General features: G+C 65.8%; 20 protein-coding genes. 15 read left to right on the top strand and 5 right to left on the bottom strand.

All coding sequences use genetic code 11. The features are described 5' to 3' along the window. Positions 1-139 precede the first annotated feature (139 nt). Positions 140-355, top strand: coding sequence for a hypothetical protein (locus J2Y49_RS16460; RefSeq protein WP_310115945.1), 216 nt, complete (start codon positions 140-142; stop codon positions 353-355). A gap of 85 nt (positions 356-440) precedes the next feature. Here J2Y49_RS16460 and J2Y49_RS16455 read toward each other — a convergent pair whose 3' ends face one another. After that, entirely contained in the window at positions 441-884 is a 444-nt protein-coding gene (locus J2Y49_RS16455; RefSeq protein ID WP_108547887.1) for a GNAT family N-acetyltransferase, read from the bottom strand. A gap of 480 nt (positions 885-1,364) precedes the next feature. Here J2Y49_RS16455 and oxlT point away from each other — a divergent pair, with 480 nt between their 5' ends. The 7 genes from oxlT (at position 1,365) to J2Y49_RS16420 (ending at position 8,730) form a co-directional block, all read left to right on the top strand. Then, on the top strand, positions 1,365-2,669 hold the full coding sequence (gene oxlT, locus J2Y49_RS16450) for an oxalate/formate MFS antiporter (RefSeq protein ID WP_310115944.1): 1,305 nt from the start codon (positions 1,365-1,367) through the stop codon (positions 2,667-2,669). Between the two features lie 282 nt (positions 2,670-2,951). Then, on the top strand, positions 2,952-3,695 hold the full coding sequence (locus J2Y49_RS16445) for a sulfite exporter TauE/SafE family protein (protein ID WP_310115943.1): 744 nt from the start codon (positions 2,952-2,954) through the stop codon (positions 3,693-3,695). Between the two features lie 227 nt (positions 3,696-3,922). Continuing rightward, complete coding sequence (locus J2Y49_RS16440) at positions 3,923-4,948, top strand: 2-dehydropantoate 2-reductase (RefSeq protein ID WP_310115942.1); 1,026 nt, start codon at positions 3,923-3,925, stop codon at positions 4,946-4,948. A gap of 87 nt (positions 4,949-5,035) precedes the next feature. Continuing rightward, positions 5,036-5,509 carry a CBS domain-containing protein gene (locus J2Y49_RS16435; protein WP_310115941.1) on the top strand — a complete coding sequence of 158 codons (474 nt, stop codon included), beginning with the start codon at positions 5,036-5,038 and terminating at the stop codon, positions 5,507-5,509. A gap of 219 nt (positions 5,510-5,728) precedes the next feature. Beyond that, positions 5,729-6,898: a Re/Si-specific NAD(P)(+) transhydrogenase subunit alpha gene (locus J2Y49_RS16430; protein ID WP_310115940.1), complete on the top strand. Its 1,170-nt coding sequence runs from the start codon at positions 5,729-5,731 to the stop codon at positions 6,896-6,898. Between the two features lie 13 nt (positions 6,899-6,911). Beyond that, positions 6,912-7,331, top strand: coding sequence for an NAD(P) transhydrogenase subunit alpha (locus J2Y49_RS16425; protein ID WP_310115939.1), 420 nt, complete (start codon positions 6,912-6,914; stop codon positions 7,329-7,331). 4 nt (positions 7,332-7,335) lie between these two features. Next, the gene (locus J2Y49_RS16420) at positions 7,336-8,730 is read left to right on the top strand and encodes an NAD(P)(+) transhydrogenase (Re/Si-specific) subunit beta (protein ID WP_310115938.1); all 1,395 of its coding nucleotides are present in this window, start codon (positions 7,336-7,338) and stop codon (positions 8,728-8,730) included. Positions 8,731-8,934: 204 nt separating this feature from the next. Here the strand turns inward: J2Y49_RS16420 and uraD are convergent, their stop codons facing one another. After that, entirely contained in the window at positions 8,935-9,447 is a 513-nt protein-coding gene (uraD, locus tag J2Y49_RS16415; RefSeq protein WP_310115937.1) for a 2-oxo-4-hydroxy-4-carboxy-5-ureidoimidazoline decarboxylase, read from the bottom strand. An 8-nt stretch (positions 9,448-9,455) separates the two neighbouring features. Continuing rightward, the gene (gene puuE, locus J2Y49_RS16410; protein WP_310115936.1) at positions 9,456-10,385 is read right to left on the bottom strand and encodes an allantoinase PuuE; all 930 of its coding nucleotides are present in this window, start codon (positions 10,383-10,385) and stop codon (positions 9,456-9,458) included. Positions 10,386-10,587: 202 nt separating this feature from the next. Here puuE and uraH point away from each other — a divergent pair, with 202 nt between their 5' ends. Together uraH and gcl are read left to right on the top strand one after the other, a co-directional pair. Next, the gene (uraH, locus tag J2Y49_RS16405) at positions 10,588-10,938 is read left to right on the top strand and encodes a hydroxyisourate hydrolase (protein WP_310115934.1); all 351 of its coding nucleotides are present in this window, start codon (positions 10,588-10,590) and stop codon (positions 10,936-10,938) included. Between the two features lie 118 nt (positions 10,939-11,056). Continuing rightward, a complete protein-coding gene (gene gcl / locus J2Y49_RS16400; RefSeq protein WP_310115933.1) occupies positions 11,057-12,826 on the top strand; it encodes a glyoxylate carboligase in 1,770 nt (589 codons plus the stop codon). A 71-nt stretch (positions 12,827-12,897) separates the two neighbouring features. Here gcl and J2Y49_RS16395 read toward each other — a convergent pair whose 3' ends face one another. Continuing rightward, complete coding sequence (locus J2Y49_RS16395; protein ID WP_310115932.1) at positions 12,898-13,719, bottom strand: hypothetical protein; 822 nt, start codon at positions 13,717-13,719, stop codon at positions 12,898-12,900. Between the two features lie 261 nt (positions 13,720-13,980). On the opposite strand from J2Y49_RS16395, the gene J2Y49_RS16390 reads away from it, so the two are divergent. Beyond that, the gene (locus J2Y49_RS16390) at positions 13,981-14,901 is read left to right on the top strand and encodes a LysR family transcriptional regulator (protein ID WP_310115931.1); all 921 of its coding nucleotides are present in this window, start codon (positions 13,981-13,983) and stop codon (positions 14,899-14,901) included. A gap of 20 nt (positions 14,902-14,921) precedes the next feature. Here the strand turns inward: J2Y49_RS16390 and J2Y49_RS16385 are convergent, their stop codons facing one another. After that, entirely contained in the window at positions 14,922-15,755 is an 834-nt protein-coding gene (locus tag J2Y49_RS16385; RefSeq protein ID WP_310115930.1) for an IclR family transcriptional regulator, read from the bottom strand. A gap of 319 nt (positions 15,756-16,074) precedes the next feature. On the opposite strand from J2Y49_RS16385, the gene J2Y49_RS16380 reads away from it, so the two are divergent. The 4 genes from J2Y49_RS16380 to sucC all read left to right on the top strand — a co-directional run. Next, positions 16,075-16,722, top strand: coding sequence for a GntR family transcriptional regulator (locus tag J2Y49_RS16380; protein WP_211101124.1), 648 nt, complete (start codon positions 16,075-16,077; stop codon positions 16,720-16,722). A gap of 42 nt (positions 16,723-16,764) precedes the next feature. Beyond that, positions 16,765-18,528 (top strand): oxalyl-CoA decarboxylase, encoded by a 1,764-nt coding sequence (gene oxc, locus J2Y49_RS16375; RefSeq protein WP_310115929.1) that lies wholly within the window; start codon positions 16,765-16,767, stop codon positions 18,526-18,528. Between the two features lie 63 nt (positions 18,529-18,591). Further along, positions 18,592-19,866, top strand: coding sequence for a formyl-CoA transferase (gene frc / locus J2Y49_RS16370; protein ID WP_310115928.1), 1,275 nt, complete (start codon positions 18,592-18,594; stop codon positions 19,864-19,866). 236 nt (positions 19,867-20,102) lie between these two features. After that, positions 20,103-21,079 (top strand): ADP-forming succinate--CoA ligase subunit beta (gene sucC / locus J2Y49_RS16365; RefSeq protein ID WP_310115927.1); only part of this gene is annotated, 977 nt, incomplete at its 3' end.

Here is a 21,079-nt window from a genome sequence, read left to right as displayed (position 1 = left end):
TGCGCCAATCGCATGGCCGGTATCATGTACCTTGTATACCAAAAAACTTGATCCAATTTTTGCGGCGCGTCATAACAGTCCGGCCAAGCCGAAGCCGTTCGGACAAAAAACACCCCACCGAGACACAGGAGCGATGAACATGTTGGAAATCCTGGTTCTGGCGCTTGTGCTGTCCGTCTTCGGCGGCACGGTCCATTACATCCTGTCGATGCAGGTCGCCAATGCCGGAAAATCGCAGCGCGACTTCTCCGCGGCGCCGCTTCGGCTCGCCAACCCGACCGCCACCGACCTGAAGGAACAGGAAGACGAACTGCCGCCGGGTCCGGCCTGGGCCAGCTTCCCGCGCGCCTTCTGAGCACCGCGTTCCCGCACCCGCCACACCGGCATCACGAAAAGACGGCCTTCGCAGGCCGTCTTTTTTATTGTCCGCAGTCCGTCGTTCAGGCGAGCGGCAGCACCAGCTGGAAGCTTTTGATGGTCATGCGCTTGCGGTGATAGAAGCGGTGGGCTTCGCCGCGCTGGATGCCGGAGATGATTTCCATCTGGGCGCAGCCGCGTTCCCGCGCCTCGTTGGCCAGCCAGTCGAACAGCTTGTCGCCCAGCCCATAGGACCGCTTGGCGGCGCTGGTCACCAGATCCTCGACATACATGTAGCGACCGCGCGACAGCGTCTCGTGCACGCGGAAGCCCCCGCAACCTGCGATCTCGCCGTCGATCCGCAGCAGGGCGAGGTTGTAGCCGTCGTCCATCTGCCGGCGGATCTGTGCGCGGTAGGCGTCGGCGTCCGTCATGTGGGTCCGCAACTCCTTCATGATCGGGTAGCTGGCGGCAATATCGGCATCGTCCCGCGCCACGGCGATCTCGATGGTCTGCTGCTGGTCCATGGCGGTCGACTCCTTATCAATATGGGTTTTGCCGGGATGGGCCCGAGCGTCGGCCTCCGAGGTGGGAATCCGTCCGTCTCCGACACTGGCATACCATATGCCAGTGTGGTTGCCAGCCAAAGGCGACGGTTGCCACTTTCCGCGTAACGGAAAATCAGCATGTCGAAGCCGCATACCAGCCGTCTCAAATGCGGGGCATTGAAACAGTTGGTCAGCCCCACTGACTGCTTGTCTGCAGCTCGGCATCTGGTATACCATATTGATAATTCCAGACCGAACCCAGGACCGCATCGGTCTGGCGGGGGGCAAAAAACCGCCCCCGAAAGCAGTGGAGTGCCCCGAGGCCGCATCCTCGCCGCACGACCACCGACAGCAAAGAACCGCGTCAAACCTCTTAAGCATCAAACAAGACGCTCAAGCATCAAAACAGAAGCGACGCCCGAACCGGCACAAAACCGCTTCCTAGGAGGAGATAGATAGATGCAGCATACGAATTCGGAGGCGCAGGGCGCACCGCTCGGCGGCCGCTGGATGCAGTTGGTCATCGGCGTGATCTGCATGTCGATGATCGCCAATCTGCAATATGGCTGGACGCTGTTCGTCAACCCCATCGAAGAAAAGTATCACTGGGGTCGTGCCGCCATCCAGGTCGCCTTCACCATCTTCGTCGTGACCGAAACCTGGCTGGTTCCCGTCGAAGGCTGGTTCGTTGATAAATTTGGACCCCGCATCGTCGTTCTGATCGGCGGCGTGCTGTGCGCGCTGGCCTGGGTCATCAACTCGTTCGCCGACTCGCTGGCGCTGCTCTATCTGGGCGCTGCCGTCGGCGGCATCGGCGCCGGCGGCGTCTATGGCACCTGCGTCGGCAACGCCCTGAAGTGGTTCCCCGACCGCCGCGGCCTCGCCGCCGGCCTGACCGCCGCCGGTTTCGGCGCCGGCTCCGCGCTGACCGTGGTGCCGATCGCCAACATGATCCAGACCTCGGGCTTCGAGCAGACCTTCCTGGTGTTCGGTCTGGGTCAGGGCCTGATCGTCTTCGCGCTGGCCTGGTTCCTGAGGGAGCCGAACCCCGATCTGCTGCCGAAGAACAAGTCCAACATCGTGCAGAGCCGCCGCAACTACACCCCGCAGGAGACGCTGAAGTCGCCGGTCTTCTGGGTGATGTACCTGATGTTCGTCATGGTCGCCGCCGGCGGTCTGATGGCCACGGCCCAGCTCGGCCCGATCGCCAAGGACTTCCACCTCGATGGCATGCCGGTCAGCATCATGGGCCTGACCCTGCCGGCGTTGACCTTCGCGCTCACCATTGACCGCGTGCTGAACGGTGTGACCCGTCCCTTCTTCGGCTGGGTGTCCGACCATATCGGCCGCGAGAACACCATGTTCGTCGCCTTCGCCATCGAAGCCGTCGGCATCCTGGCGCTGAACCAGTGGGGTCAGCACCCGGTCGCCTTCGTTGTCCTGACCGGTCTGGTGTTCTTCGCCTGGGGCGAGATCTACAGCCTGTTCCCGTCCTGCTGCGCCGACAGCTTCGGGTCGAAGTTCGCGACGACCAACGCCGGCCTGCTTTACACCGCCAAGGGCACGGCGTCGCTGGTGGTTCCCTTCGCCAACGTGATCGTCGCCTCCACCGGCAGCTGGCAGACGGTGTTCTTCTTCGCCGCCGCGGTCAACGCCATCGCCGCCTTCATGGCCCTGTTCGTCCTGAAGCCGATGCGCGCCCGCCAGATCGCCGAGGACACCCGCCAGCCGATGGGCAAGCTGGTGACCGAGGGCGCCGACTGAAAGGTGGAGCCTGTTGTGGCCGACCGTGCCGTGGCCGACCGGGGGGCCGGCCACGGCAGGGCTTAGAGATTGTCTGACCGCCGGAGTGCAAACCGGCTGCGAAACAAACCGGCATCGGGGCCACCGCATTGGCCCCGATGCCGGTTTGTCGCGTTCCGGGACCGGCTCCGCGTATACCCCTCGGAAACCGGCATTTCGGCAGAAGCCCGCTTCAAAGGCTGATATTCTGTATACAGAATACGTAAGATATCGTCAACCCGGATTGAAAGGGGTGGGTCGATCATGGTGAGTCTTGTTGTCCTGATGCTGGCCGCCTTCGCGTCGGGCGCGCTGAACGCCATTGCCGGGGGTGGAGCTTTCATCACATTTCCGGCCTTGCTGTTCGCCGGCGTGCCGCCGGTGGCGGCCAATGCCTCCAGCACCGTGGCGCTGTTTCCGGGGCAGGCGGCCAGCAGCTGGGCCTACCGGCGCGAGATCACGGCCGGCGGTCAGGTGAATGTCCCGGTCTTCGCCGTCCTCAGCCTTGTCGGCGGGCTGATCGGCGCTTTGCTGCTCTTGCTGACGCCGAACGCAGTGTTCGCGCGCTTCGTACCCTGGCTCCTGCTGTTCGCGACCGCCGTTTTCGCCGTGGGGGCCTATGCGCCGTGGATCGTATCCCGGCTGCGGCTGGGTGGGCGGAGCGTGCTGGTCGTGCAGTTCGTCATCTCGGTTTATGGCGGCTATTTCGGCGGGGGCATCGGCTTTCTGATGCTGGCGGCGCTGACCCTGTTCGGGCTGCGTGACATCCACGCCATGAACGGTCTGCGGCTGTTGCTGGCGATGTTGATGAATGCGGCGGCGGTCGGCGCCTTCATCGTCGCCGGGGCGGTTTCCTGGCCTGAGACAACGGCGATGGCCGTGGCGGCGGTTGCCGGCGGCTATGCCGGGGCCATGGGAGCGAAACGGGTCGATCCGAAGATTTTGAAGACATTGGTCGTCCTCATCGGAACGGCGCTGACCCTGTACTTCTTTGCGAAGGGAGCCTGATCCGGTTGGGGAAAAAGCAGGTGCCGTATTCTCGTCAGTCCCCCCACATTCCGCATTGACATACGGTATGTGGTATACCAAACTCCAAGCACAGTTTGCGCGACAGACTGTTGGATGCCGCTGCAATAGCAACCGGTCAGCCGATGGATGCGGCCGGTGTGGGCAGGCTGGCGTCGTCCAGCCCCACAGCATTCAAAAAGCGAAATCGGGGGAGAGGGGAATCCGGCATGAAGATCTGCATCTACGGATCCGGGGCCATCGGCGGCTATCTCGGCGTTCGCCTGCACCAGGCGGGTGCCGAAGTCAGTCTGGTGGCGCGCGGTGCGCATCTGGCGGCGATGCGCGAGAACGGCGTCACCCTGCTGATGGGGGAGGAGAAGAGCGTCGTCCATCCCCGCTGCACCGACAACCCGGCCGAGCTCGGCCCGCAGGACTACGTCATCATCGCGCTGAAGGCCCATTCCGTCCCCGGCGTCGTCCCCGCGATGCAGCCGCTGCTCGGTGAGGACACCGCCGTCGTCACCGCCGTCAACGGCATCCCCTATTGGTATTTCCACGGCACCGGCGGTGCCTTCGACGGCCGTACGCTGGAGACGGTCGACCCCGGTTCGGTACAATGGAACGGGCTGCGGCCGGAGCGCGCCATCGGCTGCGTCGTCTATCCGGCGACCGAGGTGGTGGAGCCCGGCGTCATCCAGCATGTCTATGGCGACAAGTTCTCGCTGGGCGAGCCCGACGGGTCGAAGTCGGACCGCGTCGTCGCCCTGTCCAAGGCGATGGAGGCCGGCGGCCTGCGCGCCCCCGTGCTCGACCGCATCCGTGACGAGATCTGGCTGAAGCTGTGGGGCAACCTGTGCTTCAACCCGATCAGCGCCCTGACCCACGGCACCCTGGAAGGCATCTGCGGCGATCCGGATACCCGCGCCGTGGCCAAGGCGATGATGCTGGAGGCCAAGGAGATCGGCGACAAGCTGGGCGTCCATTTCCGCGTCGATGTCGAACGCCGCATCAACGGCGCCGCAGCGGTGGGCGCGCACAAGACCTCCATGCTGCAGGATCTGGAGCGCGGCCGGCCGATGGAGATCGACCCGCTGCTGTCGGTGGTCCAGGAGATGGGCCGCATGGTCGGCGTCGCGACGCCCACCATTGATGTGGTGCTGGCGCTGGTGAAGCAGCGGGGCGAGACCGCCGGCTGCTACAGCCGGCCGCAGCCCGCGGCGGCTCCGGCACCGGAAGTAGTGGCGGCCCAGTAAGCAAGGCCCCGCTAAGCAATGCAGGTGGCGCGGCCGGCGCGGATCCCGATGGACCGGGCCGGCCGCATGGAATGGGGGAGGACCGTCATGAAGGTCGAGGAGATTCTCCGCAAGAAGGGCACGCGCATCGGCATGGTGCGCATCAATGAAACGGTCGCCACCGCGCTGCGCCTGATGAAGGCGGAGAATACCGGGGCGCTGGTGGTCAAGGACGTCTGCCGGACCGAGGGCAACACGGTGGTCGGCGTCATTTCCGAACGCGACGTGGTCCGCGCGCTGGTCGACCGCGGGCCCGGCATCCTGGAACTGGCGGTTTCGGCGCTGATGACGCGCGATCCCTATTGCTGCAGCCCGTCCGACCCGGTTCGCCATGTGCTGAGCCTGATGGACGAGCACGGCATCCGCCACGTCCCGGTGCTGGAGGGATCGACCCTGGTCGGCGTCGTCAGCGTCCGCGACCTGATCCGCCGGCAGTTGGAAGACATGCGGGCCGACGACATCGCGCCGGTCGCGGTTGCCGGCTCGGACGGCTGGGACTTTCCGGTCGTCGCCAACCAGTAGGCGGCGCGTGCGTGGCCGGCGCGGTTTCGTCGTCGGCCACGCGGCTTCGCCCGGCTGACATTGCCCATTTCCTGATTTTTGCCGCTTCGGCGCACGCCCGGCCATGAACCGGATGCGGGCGGACCGATGTGGGTGGACCGACGTGGGCCGACCATGCCCGCCGCCCCCTGTCTGCTGTCCCATGCCTGCTGCCGGCGCTGGCCTTCGAAAGCAAACGACATGAAGATCGCCATACCCAGGGAGCGCCGCCCGGGCGAGCGCCGCGTCGCCGCGTCTCCCGAAACTGTCAAGAAACTCAAAGCTCTCGGGCTGGACGTGGTGGTGGAGAGCGGAGCCGGCCTCGGTTCCAGCCTTCCTGACGCGGCCTATGAGGCGGCGGGGGCCGCCATCGCCGCCGATGCCGCGGCCGCGCTGGCCGATGCCGACATCGTGCTGAAGGTGCAACGGCCGCTGATCGCCGCGGAAGGTGGCGAGGACGAGCTGGCGCTGATCCGCAAGGGCGCGCTGCTGTTCGCCATCCTCAACCCCTACAACAGCCGCGACCATGTGAAGGCCTATGCCGATGCCGGCGTGAACGCCTTCGCCATGGAGTTCATGCCGCGCATCACCCGCGCCCAGGTCATGGATGTGCTGTCCTCGCAGGCCAACCTCGCCGGCTACAAGGCCGTCGTCGATGCGGCTTCGGAATACGGCCGCGCCTTCCCGATGATGATGACCGCCGCCGGCACCGTGCCGCCCGCGCGTGCCTTCATCATGGGCGTCGGCGTCGCCGGCCTCCAGGCCATCGCCACCGCCAAGCGGCTCGGCGCCATCGTCTCGGCGACCGATGTGCGCCCGGCGGTGAAGGAGCAGGTGCAGTCGCTGGGCGGCAGCTTCGTCGCGGTCGAGAACGAGGAGTTCAAGCAGGCCGAGACCGCCGGCGGTTACGCCAAGGAGATGTCCGACGACTACAAGCGCCAGCAGGCAGCACTCGTCGCCGAGCACATCAAGAAGCAGGACATCGTCATCACCACCGCACTGATCCCCGGCCGCAAGGCGCCGATCCTGGTGACGGCGGAGCATGTGGCGTCGATGAAGCCGGGTTCGGTGATCATCGATCTGGCGGTGGAGCAGGGCGGCAACGTCGAGGGCGCCAAGCTGGGCGAGGTGGTGACAACGACCAACGGCGTGAAGATCGTCGGCCATGCCAACTACGCCAGCCGCATCGCCGAGAGCGCCTCGCTGCTTTATGCCAAGAACCTGCTGGCGCTGCTGACCTCGCTGCACGGCAAGGAAACGGGCGTGGCCGTCAACTGGGACGACGAGATCGTCAAGGCCATCGCGCTGACCCGCGACGGCGCAATCGTGCATCCTGCCTTCGCGGACACCCGCGAAGCGCAACCCGCGTGAGGAGGCGGATCCCATGGAACACCCGGATCCCGCAAGCAACATCGCCGCTTTCCGTGAAACTCTGGCGTCGCTGACCAATCAGGTCGATGCGCTGGCCGTGCAGGTGGCGCAGCTGTCGCCGGTTCCCGTCACCGAGGTCGTCGGCCATGGCGACTTCTTCGTCACCGGCCTGACGGTGCTCGTGCTGGCCTGCTTCGTCGGCTATTACGTCGTCTGGCGCGTCACCCCGGCGCTGCACTCGCCGCTGATGGCCGTCACTAACGCCGTGTCCTCGGTCATCATCGTCGGCGCGCTGATCGCCGCCGGACCCGCCGGTTTCGGCTTCTCCAAGGTCCTGGGCTTCCTCGCCGTCATCCTGGCAAGCGTCAACATCTTCGGCGGCTTCCTCGTGACCCAGCGCATGCTCTCCATGTTCAAGAAGAAGGGCAAGTAAGACCATGGAAACCTTGTCGGCCCTTCTCTATCTCGTCGCCTCCATCTGCTTCGTCATGGCGCTGCGCGGGCTCTCCAGCCCGGAGACCTCGCGCCAGGGCAACATCTACGGCATGGTCGGCATGACCATCGCCATCCTGACCACGCTGGCCTCGCCCATCGTCCAGTCCTATTGGATGATCGTGCTCGGCATCGCCATCGGCGGCGCCATCGGCTATGTCGTCGCCAAAAAGATCGAGATGACGGCGCTGCCGCAGCTGGTCGCCGCCTTCCACTCGCTGGTCGGCCTCGCCGCCGTCTTCGTGGCGCTCGCCGCCTTCTACTCGCCGGAGGCCTACGGCATCGGCGTGGCCGGCGCCATCGCCAAGGGCTCGCTGGTCGAAATGGCGCTCGGCACCGCCATCGGCGCCATCACCTTCACCGGCTCGCTGGTCGCCTTCGCCAAGCTGCAGGGGCTGGTCACCGGCAAGCCGCTGGTCTTCCCGATGCAGCACCCGCTGAACGCGGCGCTGGGCGTGCTGACCGTCATCCTCATCATCTGGCTGGTCCAGTCCAACTCGACCGCCGCCATGTGGCTGATCGTGCTGGTGGCGCTGGCGCTCGGCTTCCTGCTGATCCTGCCGATCGGCGGCGCCGACATGCCGGTGGTGATCTCGATGCTGAACAGCTATTCCGGCTGGGCGGCCTGCGGCATCGGCTTCACCCTGCAGAACAACCTGCTGATCATCACCGGCGCGCTGGTGGGATCCTCGGGCGCGATCCTGTCCTACATCATGTGCAAGGGCATGAACCGCTCGATCTTCAACGTCATCCTCGGCGGCTTCGGCGGCGAGAGTGCCGCTGCCGGCGGTCCCGCCAAGGGTCCGCAGGGCTCGGTCAAGGCCGGCTCGGCCGAGGACGCCGCCTACATCATGAAGAACGCCCAGTCGGTGATCGTGGTGCCCGGCTATGGCATGGCGGTGGCCCAGGCTCAGCATGCCCTGCGCGAGATGTCCGATGCGCTGAAGCATGAGGGCGTGGACGTGAAGTACGCCATCCATCCGGTGGCGGGCCGCATGCCCGGCCACATGAACGTGCTGCTGGCCGAGGCCAACGTGCCGTATGACGAGGTGTTCGAGCTGGAGGACATCAACCGCGATTTCGGCACCGCGGATGTCGCTTTCGTCATCGGCGCCAACGACGTCACCAATCCGGCGGCCAAGACCGACCCGACGAGTGCCATCTACGGCATGCCGATCCTGGACGTGGAAAAGGCCAAGACGGTGTTCTTCATCAAGCGCGGCATGGCGGCGGGATACGCCGGCGTCGAGAACGAGCTGTTCTTCCGGCCGAATACGATGATGCTGTTCGGAGATGCGAAGAAGGTCACCGAAGAGGTGGTGAAGGCGATGGAGGCGTAAGGGGGGCTGTTCGACGGACGAGCGCGCCGCTCCGGTTGGGGCGGCACGCTTTCTTGGTTTTTGGAGAGGTGTTGGTTTCGGGTGCCCCCACCTAACCTCCCCCGCTGGGCGGGGGAGGGACTGCCGCTGCCCCTCCAAACAAGCACTCATCCCCTCCCCCGCCCAGCGGGGGAGGGTTAGGGTGGGGGTTTTCGTCAGCCGACGCTACCCCACCACCAGATCGTCCAGCCTGAACCCTGCGATCTTGTAGATCTCCTCCAGCGCCCGGCCGAACTCCACCTCCGGCTCGTTCGCCACGCGCTCGCGCATTGCCGCGAGGATCTCCTGCTTGCTGCTGAAGCGCACCGCCATGATGAAGGGAAAGCCGAAACGTTCGCGATAGGCGCGGTTCAGGTCGCGCTGCTCCTGCGCCTCCGCCTCAGTCAACTCGTTCAAGCCCGCCTTGGCCTGTTCGGTCTGCGAAAAGGCGGTCAGATTGGCCGGGCGGCTGGCGCGGTCGGCGAGGTCGGGGTGGGACAGGATCAGCGTGCGCTGCCGCTCCGCCCCCGCATCGCGCACGATGCCGGTCATCGCGGCGCGCAAACCTGCGGCATCGGCGAATGGACGCTTGTCCCAGGCGGCTTCGGCCACCCAGGGGCTTTCCTCGAACACCGCGCCCAGGGCCGCGACGAAGGCGGCGCGGTCCATGCTGTTCAGATCGTCGAGACTGTAGGGCATCGGAGGCCTCACTTCGGGGCGTAGGGGTGTTCGGCGATCCAGTGGCGGGCGATGTCGAGCCGGGTCGCCACCCACGCCTTGTCATGGCTGCGCACATAGTCGAGGAAGCGCGCTAGCGCCGCCGCGCGGCCGGGACGGCCGACCAGACGGCAATGCAGCCCAACCGACATCATCTTCGGCGCCGTGTCGCCCTCCGCATAGAGGGTGTCGAAGCTGTCCTTCAGATAGGCGAAGAACTGGTCGCCGCTGTTGAAGCCCTGGTTCGTCGCAAAGCGCATGTCGTTGGCGTCGAGCGTGTAGGGCACGATCAACTGCGGCCGGCCATGGCTGTCGTCCCAATAGGGCAGGTCGTCGGCGTAGGAATCGGCGTTGTAGACGAAGCCGCCCTCCTCGGCGACCAGCCGCCAGGTGTTGGGGCTGCAGCGGCCGAGATACCAGCCGAGCGGACGCTCGCCGGTCACGCGGGTGTGCACCTCGATGGCGCGCAGCATGTGCTCGCGCTCCACCTCCGCCGGCAGATGCTGATAGTCGATCCAGCGCCAGCCATGGGTGGCGATCTCCCACCCCGCGGCCTTCATGGCGGCGACGACCTCCGGGTTGCGCTCCAGCGCCATGGCGACGCCATAGACGGTGACCGGCAGGCTGCGTTCGGTGAACATGCGGTGCAGTCGCCAGAAGCCGGCGCGGGAGCCGTATTCGTAGATCGACTCCATGTTCATGTGGCGGGCGCCCGGGATCGGCTGGGCGCCGACGATCTCCGACAGGAAGGCTTCCGACGCGGCGTCGCCGTGAAGGACGCAGTTCTCGCCGCCCTCCTCGTAATTGATGACGAACTGCACCGCCACGCGGGCGCCGCCCGGCCAGTTGGCCTGCGGCGGGGTGGCGCCATAGCCGATCATGTCGCGGGGGTAGCCCTGGGGAGGGGCGGTGTCGGTCATCGTCGTCTCGCTCTCACGCTGCGGTCGAAGCGGGGACTACGCTAAGCCATTGGCGGCAGGGGGTTCAATCGGCCGATTGGGCGCGGCGGTGAAGACAGTTTCAAGATTTCGGCGGCTGGGCAGGGCAGGGTGGTTGGGCTTAAGCTGGCGGTTGTGAATTGTCGTCGGCTTGACGATGCCTGGAAATGGAGACACGCACCCCATGGGCCGCCTGACCACCCACGTTCTCGACATCGCCGCCGGGCGTCCGGCGCCGGGCATGCGCATCCGCCTGACCGCGCTCGACAGCGGCACCGTGCTGGGCGAGTTCATCACCAACGCCGACGGCCGGCTCGACGCTCCGGCGTTGCAGGGCGAAGCCTTCCAGCCGGGCCGCTACGAGCTGCTGTTCATGGCCGGCGAGTATTTCCGCCGCATCGGCGTGATCTCGGGCGACGGCCCCGACTTCATCGACGAGGTGCCGCTGCGCTTCGGCATCAAGGACGCATCCCAGCACTATCACGTGCCGCTGCTGGTCTCGCCCTGGGCCTATTCGACCTACCGCGGCAGCTGATTCCCCTTTCGGTGCCGCTTTCCAGCCTGTGGAAAAGGCAACCCGTTGATTTGCCGTACGCACCATCGGCGCGCTTAGCTGTCCTCACGAACAATCGCGTTTGGTGAGGAGTCGAGCGATGGCGAGAATGACGGCGGCGGAAGCGGCGGTGCGGGTGCTGGAGCGGGAGGGCATCGACGTCTGCTTCGGCGTCCCCGGCGCCGCGATCAACCCCTTCTACGCGGCGATGCAGCGGCGGGGCACGATGCGCCATGTGCTGGCCCGCCATGTCGAGGGCGCCTCGCACATGGCCGAAGGCTACACCCGCGCCAATGCCGGCAACATCGGCGTGTGCGTCGGCACCTCCGGCCCGGCCGGCACCGACATGATCACCGGTCTCTATTCGGCGATCGCGGACTCGATCCCGATCCTGTGCATCACCGGACAGGCGCCGCGCGCGCGCCTGCACAAGGAGGATTTCCAGGCCATCAACGTGCCGGACATCGCCCGGCCGGTGACGAAATGGGCGCTGACCGTGCTGGAGCCGGCGCAGGTGCCCTACGTCTTCCAGCAAGCCTTCCACCTGATGCGCAGCGGCCGTCCCGGCCCGGTGCTGATCGACCTGCCGATCGACGTCCAGATGGCGGAGATCGAGTTCGACGACGAGACCTACGAACCGCTGCCGGTCTACAAGCCCTCGGCCACCCGTGCCCAGGTCGAGAAGGCGCTGGCGATGTTCGCGGCGGCGGAACGTCCGCTGGTCGTGGCCGGCGGCGGCATCATCAACGCCGATGCGTCCGACAAGCTGGTGGAGTTCGCCGAGCTGATGGGCGTGCCGGTGATCCCGACGCTGATGGGCTGGGGCACCATTCCGGACGACCATCCGCTGATGGCCGGCATGGTGGGCTTGCAGACCGCCCACCGCTACGGCAACGCGACGATGCTGAAGTCCGACTTCGTGCTGGGCATCGGCAACCGCTGGGCCAACCGCCACACCGGCTCGGTCGAGGTCTACACCAAGGGCCGCAAGTTCGTGCATGTCGACATCGAGCCGACCCAGATCGGCCGCGTCTTCATGCCGGATCTCGGCATCGTCTCGGATGCCGGCGCGGCGCTGGACATGTTCATCGAGGTGGCGCGGGAGTGGAAGGCGGAGGGCCGCTTCAAGGATCTCGGCGGCTGGGTCAAGGATTGCCAGGGACGCAAGCGGTCGATGCACCGCCGCAGCGACTTCGATCAGGTGCCGATGAAGCCGCAGCGCGTCTATCAGGAGATGAACAGCGCCTTCGGCCAGGACACCACCTACGTCACCACCATCGGCCTGTCGCAGATCGCCGGCGCACAGTTCCTGCACGTCTACAAGCCGCGCCACTGGATCAACTGCGGCCAGGCCGGCCCGCTGGGCTGGACCCTGCCGGCGGCGCTCGGCGTCCGCGTCGCCGATCCGAAGCGGCGCATCGTGGCGCTGTCCGGCGACTACGACTTCCAGTTCATGATCGAGGAACTGGCGGTCGGCGCCCAGCACAAGCTGCCCTACATCCATGTGCTGGTGAACAACGCCTATCTCGGCCTGATCCGGCAGGCGCAGCGCGCCTTCCAGATGGACTTCCAGGTGCAGCTGTCCTTCGAGAACATCAACGCGCCGGAGATCGGCGTCTATGGCGTCGACCATGTCGCGGTGGCCGAGGGGCTGGGCTGCAAGGCGATCCGCGTCACCGAACCCGACCGCATCCAGGACGCCTTCGCCCAGGCCCAGGCCTGGATGGACGAGTATCAGGTGCCGGTGGTCGTCGAGCTGGTACTGGAGCGGGTGACCAACATCGCCATGGGCACCGACATCGACAGCGTCAACGAGTTCGAGGAAATCCTCGACCTGCCGGTGGAGGAGAGCGAGACCGTTCTGGTCTGACGGACCGGTCTCCTCAAACGAAAGGCGCGCCCGGCGGCGCGCCTTTTGCTTTTTTCAGGTCGCCCGCATTTTCATGTGGCGAAGCAGCCGCCGCCGGTTTGGAGCGGATAGCCGATGGCGGCGAGGCTTTCGGTTGAAAATACGTCCGCCGGGTCGATGCTGTTCAGCGACAGCGATGTGACGATTCCATAGAAGTTGGCGTCGAAATTGATCGGCCCTTCGCGGAAGCGGGAGAAGTTCGCCACCGACTCGCTATCGGGCGGCGGGATAAAGGTCGCGCTGTCCTCCAGGTCCAGGTCGTCGATCATCGCGCCCGAGGGATCGGTCACGTTGACCTGCGCCCGCATCCACACCTGCTGGCCGTTGGCCGGATCGGTCGAGGTTCCGGCGGCGATGACGGAAATCAGATCGTCCGGCGTCCTCGGCGGCTCCGGAGTCACCAGGAATTCGCGATAGAGCGTATCGTTGCCGATCACCAGCGTGGTGCCGTCGTCGGGCTGCACGAAGGCATCCACCACATGCTCCACCTCGCTGTCGCCGATCTGAACCGACAGGAGCAATTTGTTGGGCTGGTCGTCGAAATAGCGGAGGAAGCTGGTGTCGTCGGTGGTGACGACCGGATCGTCGAACAGCATCGCCACCGTCATGCGGAACGGATCGCCGGTCTGTACCTCCTCATCCAGGAAGGGAACCGGCAGGTCGATGGTGCCTTGGACATCGACGACATACAGGCCTTCATAGGCGTCACCGCCGTCGCCATCCCCGTGATGGCCGTGCCCCTTCCCGTGCCCCCGGCCACGGCCGTGATGATCATCATGATCGTGACCGCGACCTTCGCTTCGGCCGCGGCCATGGCTGCCATCGTGATTGCCCGACCGGCCGCTTTCGAACATGTTGCCCTCCCGACTGATCGTATGCGTTGTCCAAGGCCGTGGATACCGCGACCTTCCGTTGAGGGTAGTCTTCTGCGAGGCGGCGACCGCACGGGCATCCGTACATATCACCGCCCGAATCGCCGGATGGATGGGTTTTTGCGCTGCAGCGCTCCGAGCGGGAGTGGCAGATTCACAGCGGCGGCAAAGGCGTGCTAGCGTCGCTGCCGATCCGTAACCCACCGGTCCGGCCCATTCTTCCGACAGGGAGTCCGCGCGAGCATGGCGTTGCTTGAGAACATGCGCATCTTCGTCCGCGTCGTCGAACTGGGCAGCCTGTCGGCCGCCGGACGGAACCTGCGCATGTCGCCGGCCATGGTCAGCCACCGCATCCAGCAATTGGAAACCCATCTCGGCGTCCGGCTGCTGAACCGCACGACGCGGCAGTTGCAGGCGACCGAAACCGGCATGGATTTCTACCAGAGCTGCCTGGAGGTTCTGGAGGCGGTGGAGCGTGCCCACAGCAGCATCGCCGCCGGGTCCGGCGTGCCGTCGGGCAGCGTGCGGGTGACGGCGCCGCTGGGCTTCGGCCGCCGCATCCTGGCGCCGCTGGTGCCGGATTTCTGTGCCGTCCACCCGCTGGTGGAGGTGCGGCTGCGCCTGTCCGACCACCTGCTTGACCTGTTGCGCGAGGCGGTCGACGTGGCGGTGCGGATGGCAACGCTGAAGGATTCCAGCTTCGTCGTGCGCAAGATCGCCGACGTGCGCCGGGTTCTGGTGGCGGCACCGTCCTACCTGTCGGAGCGCGGCCGGCCTTCAATGCCGGCGGATCTGTCCGGCCACAACTGCCTGCTTCTGCGCTTCCCCGGCACCCAGCAATATCAATGGAGCGTGCTGGAGGGCGGTGAGCCGGTGAAGCTGCCGGTGTCGGGCCGCTTCGACGCTGATGACGGCGACGTGCTGACCGGCTGGGCGCTGGACGGCCGCGGCATCGCCATGAAGCCGCTGTGGGAGGTCGCGGAGCATCTGGCCAGCGGCGCCCTGGTGCCGGTTCTGCCGGAGTTCCCGCCGGAGCCGGTGACGCTGGCAGTGCTCTATCCCCACCGCGCACTGGTGCCGGCCAAGGTGCGGGCCTTCGCCGACCATATGGTGCCGAAGATCAAGGCGGCACTGACGGCGATCTCGCCGGACACGATCCTGTAGAGAGCGGGTGCTGCCGCCCCTCACACCCCCCGTGACCGCACCAGCAGCACGCGCGCCTCTTCGGACGCGCGGTACAGGTGGGGGAGGAACTGCACCTCCATCTCCGGGCAGGTGACGCGGGCGGCCTGGGCGCTGATGTTCATCGCCGCGACCACCCCGCCGGCGGCGGTGCGGATCGGCACGGCGATGGAGCGCAGCCCGAGTTCCAGTTCCTGGTCGACCAAGGAGAAGCCGCGGTCGCGCACCCGCTCCAACTCGCGCTTCAGCGCATCCGCCGCGGTGATGGTGCGCTCCGTGTAGGGCTTCAACGGCACCCGCGCCAGATAGGCGTCCAGTTCCGCCTCCGGCAGCGCCGCCAGCAGGACGCGGCCCATCGAGGTGCAGTAGGCCGGCAGGCGGCTGCCGACATTCAGGCCGACCGACATGATCCGCTTGGTCGCCGCGCGGGCGATATAGACCACGTCGTCCTCGTCCAGCACAGCGGCGGAGCAGGATTCCTGCACGGCGCCGCTGACCTGCTCGATCAGCGGGTCCAGGATCGTTGCCAGCGGGGCCGAGGACAGGAAGGAATAGCCCAGCGCCAGGATCTTCGGCTTCAGATGGAAGGTCCGGCCATCGGAGCCGGCATAGCCCAGCTGCATCAGCGTCAGCAGGCAACGCCGCGCCGCCGCCCGCGGCAGGCCGGTGATCTTCGCGATGTCGGCGATGGTCAGGTTCGGCTCGCGTTCCGTAAATGCACGAATCACCGACAGCCCACGCGCCAGCGAGGTCATGAAGTTGGGGTCGGATGCTTCCTCCGCCGCAGCGGAAGGCTTCTTGTCTGCGGCCCCGGCCAGATGTTGGGTTTCGGCCATGCGCGGGTCCCTTCCCCGAAAAGCGATCCTGAAAACGCCAAAATAGGGCGATTATCGCTCATTGGCTAGAAAAATCGAACAAATAGAGCGTCAACTCCGTCGGCGACGGAAATAGTTCGATGTGCCCGCAATTGGCCTTGCGGGTGTCTGGCATCTGGTATACCGTATCGATAATTCAAAACGACGCGCCACAGGGCGTCATCCGAACGCTCGCACAGGAACGCTCACGACAACAAGCGGCGCCGCCGGCGTCGGCGCGCAAAGGGTCGGAACCGTGATGAACCGCGATAGATTCAGTGTCGAACCCCTGGAACAGGGAATGAGTTTCAAGGCCAAGGCCTACCAATCGCTGCGACAGGCCATCACGCAGATGAACATCTACGGCCAGAGCAGCGAGATCAGGTTGGACGAACGCCGTCTGTGCGAAGCGTTGGGTGTCAGCCGCACCCCGGTGCGCGAAGCGATGGCGCTGCTGGAGCAGGAGGGGTTCATCCGCTCCCAACCGCGGCGCGGGATCTTCGTGGTGCGCAAGACGAAGGCCGAACTGGTGGAGATGATCACGGTGTGTGCCGCCCTGGAAGGCATGGCGGCACGCCTGTTCGTCGAAAACGCCACCACGGAGAAGCTGGAACTCCTGCACGCCGCGTTCGACAAATACACGAAAGCCGAGTTGGCGGAGCACGTCGCCGAGTATTCCGACGCCAACATCGTCTTCCATCAGAGCATCGTCCAGGCTTCGGGCTCCACGCTGATCTCGGATCTGACCGATCGCTTCTTCATCCATATGCGTGCGATCCGCCGCGCGACCATGGGCCTCGGCGACCGTGCCGACCAGTCCATCCACGAACATCGGGACATCATCGAGGCGCTGGCCGCCCGCGATGCCGATCTCGCGGAACGTCGGGTGCGGGAACACACGCTCGGTCTCGCACAGTACGTGGAACGGCATTGCGCCTTCCTCGACTAACCGATCTTGAACCTTTTTGGAGCTCGGGGAGGAGTTACCCTTATGTCTACTGCGGCTGCAACGATCACTAAGAACCAGGCCACGGAAGCATCTGTTGTCGAAGACGCGCCGGCGCTGACCGACGGCTTCCAGCTCGTCATCGACGCGCTCAAGCTCAACGACATCAACAACCTGTATGTCGTCCCCGGTATTCCGATCTCCGACCTGCTGCGCATGGCGCAGGCCGAGGGCATGCGCGTCGTCTCGTTCCGCCATGAACAGAATGCCGGCAACGCCGCCGCCATCGCCGGTTTCATGACCAAGAAGCCGGGCGTCTGCATGACGGTGTCGGCCCCGGGCTTCCTGAACGGCCTGACCGCGCTGGCGAACGCCACCACCAACTGCTTCCCGATGATCCTCATCAGCGGCTCGTCGGAGCGCGAGATCGTCGACCTGCAGCAGGGCGACTATGAGGAGATGGACCAGCTGGCCATCGCCAAGCCGCTGTGCAAGGCCGCCTTCCGCATCCTGCACGCCCAGGACATCGGCATCGGCGTGGCGCGTGCCATCCGCGCCGCGGTGTCGGGCCGTCCGGGCGGCGTCTACCTCGATTTGCCGGCCAAGCTGTTCTCGCAGGTGATGGACGCGGCCGAAGGCGCCAAGTCGCTGGTCAAGGTGGTCGATCCGACCCCGGCGCAGTATCCGTCGGCCGAGGCCGTCAACCGCGCGCTCGACCTGCTGAAGGGAGCCAAGCGTCCGCTGGTCATCTTCGGCAAGGGGGCTGCCTATGCCCAGGCCGACGATACCATCCGCGCCTTCGTCGAGAAGAGCGGCATCCCCTTCCTGCAGATGAGCATGGCGAAGGGCCTGCTGCCCGACACCCACCCGCAGTCGGCCGGCGCCGCCCGTTCGCTGGTGCTGCAGGACGCCGACGTGGTCATGCTGGTCGGCGCGCGCCTGAACTGGCTGCTGTCGCACGGCAAGGGCAAGACCTGGGGCAAGCCCGGCTCCAAGAAGTTCATCCAGATCGACATCGAGCCGAAGGAGATGGACAGCAACGTCGAAATCCATGCTCCGCTGGTCGGCGACATCGCGTCCGTCATGGAAGTGCTGCTGAAGGGCATCGAGGGCGGCCTGACCCCGCCGACCGACTGGATGGCCACCGTCGCGGCCAAGCGTGAGCAGAACGTCGCCAAGATGGCGCCGAAGCTGATGAGCAACGCGTCGCCGATGAACTTCCACGGTGCGCTGGGCGCGCTCCGCCGCGTCATCAAGGAGCGTCCGGACGCCATGCTGGTCAACGAGGGCGCCAACACCCTCGACCTCGCCCGCGGCATCATCGACATGTACGAGCCGCGCAAGCGCCTGGACGTCGGAACCTGGGGCGTGATGGGCGTCGGCATGGGCTACGCCGTCGCCGCCGCGGTGGAAAGCGGCAAGCCGGTTCTGGCGGTTGAGGGCGACAGCGCCTTCGGCTTCTCCGGCATGGAGGTGGAGACGATCTGCCGCTACAACCTGCCGGTCTGCATCGTCATCTTCAACAACAACGGCATCTATCGCGGGACCGACGTCAACCCGACCGGCGGGGCCGACCCGTCGCCGATGGTCTTCGTGCCTGACTCCCGTTACGACAAGATGATGGAAGCCTTCGGCGGCGTCGGTGTCCATGTCACCAACCCCGACGAGCTGTACCGCGCCGTGACCGAGGCGATGGACAGCGGCCGTCCGACCCTGGTCAACGCCGTCATCGACCCGGCCGCCGGCACCGAAAGCGGCAACATCGGCAGCCTGAACCCGACCAGCTCGGTCCGCAAGATGCCGTCCTGACGGCCGACCTGGAAAAGCGGCCTGTCCGACCAACACGACATTAAAAAGCAGGGGGAGAAATACATGGGCAAGGCACTTCAGGGCGTGCGGATTCTCGACTTCACGCATGTACAGTCGGGGCCGACCTGCACCCAGTTGCTCGCCTGGTTCGGCGCCGACGTCATCAAGGTCGAACGGCCGGGGGAGGGTGACATCACCCGCAGCCAGCTGCGCGACCTGCCGGACGCCGACAGCCTGTATTTCACCATGCTGAACCACAACAAGCGGTCCATCACGCTCGACACCAAGACGCCCAAGGGCAAGGAGGTGCTGGAGTCGCTGATCAAGACCTGCGACGTGATGGTCGAAAACTTCGCCCCCGGCGTGCTCGATCGCATGGGTTTCACCTGGGAACGCATCCAGGAACTGAACCCTGCGATGATCGTCGCGTCGGTCAAGGGCTTCGGCCCCGGGCCGTTCGAGAACTGCAAGGTGTACGAGAACGTCGCCCAGTGTGCGGGCGGTGCGGCCTCGACCACCGGCTTCGACGACGGCCCGCCCATGGTCACCGGTGCCCAGATCGGCGACAGCGGCACCGGCCTGCATCTGGCGCTGGGCATCGTCACCGCGCTCTACCAGCGCAAGGAAACCGGCCGGGGCCAGAAGGTGCTGGCCGCCATGCAGGACGCCGTGCTGAACCTGTGCCGCGTCAAGCTGCGCGATCAGCAGCGCCTGGCCCACGGGCCGATGAAGGAATACCCGCAATACCCGAACGGCGAGTTCGGCGACACGGTGCCGCGCGCCGGCAACGCGTCGGGCGGCGGCCAGCCGGGCTGGATCCTGAAGTGCAAGGGCTGGGAGACGGATCCCAACGCCTACATCTACTTCATCGCCCAGGCGCCGGTCTGGAAGTCGATCTGCAAGGTCATCGGCAAGGAGGAGTGGATCACCGATCCCGACTACGCCACCCCGGTTGCCCGCCTGCCGCGCCTGATGAGCATCTTCGCGACCGTCGAGGACTGGACCAAGACCCTGACCAAGTTCGAGGTCATGGACATCCTCAACAAGTACGACATCCCCTGCGGCCCGATCCTGTCGATGAAGGAGATCGCCGAGGACAAGTCGCTCTACGAGACCGGCACGCTGGTCGAGGTGGAGCACCCGACCCGCGGCAGCTACCTGACGGTCGGCAACCCGATCAAGCTGTCCGACAGCCCGACGGAGGTCACCCGCTCCCCCCTGTTGGGCGAGCACACCGACGAGATCCTGCGCGACGTGCTGGGTTTCAGCGAGCGCGAGATCATGGACATCCGCGACAGCGGCGCCATCGGCGCCGTGCAGCGGCTGGCGGCGGAGTAACTCCGCCCTGCAATCTTAGTCCCCTCTCCCGCCCAGCGGGGGAGGGTTAGGGTGGGGGTCTAACCCCACCACCGAATAATGCCTTCGACTATTCAAACGCGCCTCCCTCTCCCCCGACCGTCCCCTTCCCGGTCGCCTGAGAGCCGAAGCGCGGACTTTTAAAAATCCGCCGCCCGTCAGCCGAAGAATTTCCGGCTCCCCGCGGCCTCCAAAAGACAAATTCAGAGACGCAAACGATGAACATTCACGAATATCAGGCCAAGGATCTGTTGCGGGGGTACGGCGTCGCCGTTCCGCGCGGCGGCGTGGCCTTCACCCCGGAAGAGGCTGAATCGGTTGCCCGCGAGCTGGGCGGTCCGGTCTGGGTGGTGAAGTCGCAGATCCATGCCGGCGGCCGCGGCGCCGGCCGGTTCCAGGACAACCCGAACGGCAAGGGCGGCGTCCGCGTCGTCAAGTCGATCGGCGAAGTGTCGTCCAACGCCGCGGAGATGCTGAACCGGGTGCTGGTCACCAAGCAGACCGGTCCGTCAGGCAAAGAGGTCAAGCGCCTTTATGTCGAGGAAGGCGCCGACATCAAGCGCGAGCTGTATCTCGGCCTGTTGATCGACCGCGCCACCGGCCGCGTCACCATCATCGCCTCGACCGAAGGCGGCATGGAGATCGAAGAGGTCGCCCACAACACGCCGGAGAAGATCGTCAAGGTCGCCGTCGACCCGGCCACCGGGATCCAGAGCTACCACACCCGCAAGGTCGCCTTCGCGCTGGGCCTGGAAGGCAAGCAGGTTTCTGCCGCCGCGCGCTTCATCGCCGCCGCCTACAAGGCCTTCACCGAGCTGGACTGCGCCATCGTCGAGATCAACCCGCTGATCGTCACCGGGTCGGGCGACATCCTGGCGCTCGACGCCAAGATGAGCTTCGACGACAACGCGCTGTTCCGTCACAAGGACGTCGCCGCCCTGCGCGACGAGGCGGAAGAGGATCCGGCGGAGATCGAGGCGGCCAAGCACGACCTCAACTACGTGAAGCTCGACGGCAACATCGGCTGCATGGTGAACGGCGCCGGCCTCGCCATGGCGACGATGGACATCATCAAGCTGTACGGTGCCGAGCCGGCCAATTTCCTCGACGTCGGCGGCGGCGCCACGAAGGAGCGCGTCACCGCGGCCTTCAAGCTGATCCTGTCCGACAGCAACGTCGAAGGCATCCTGGTCAA

Origin of the sequence: Azospirillum sp. BE72 (assembly GCF_031455875.1) — a bacterium.
GTDB lineage: Bacteria > Pseudomonadota > Alphaproteobacteria > Azospirillales > Azospirillaceae > Azospirillum.
Note: the sequence above shows the minus strand (reverse complement) of the source record. Positions and strands in the feature narration are given on the sequence as shown.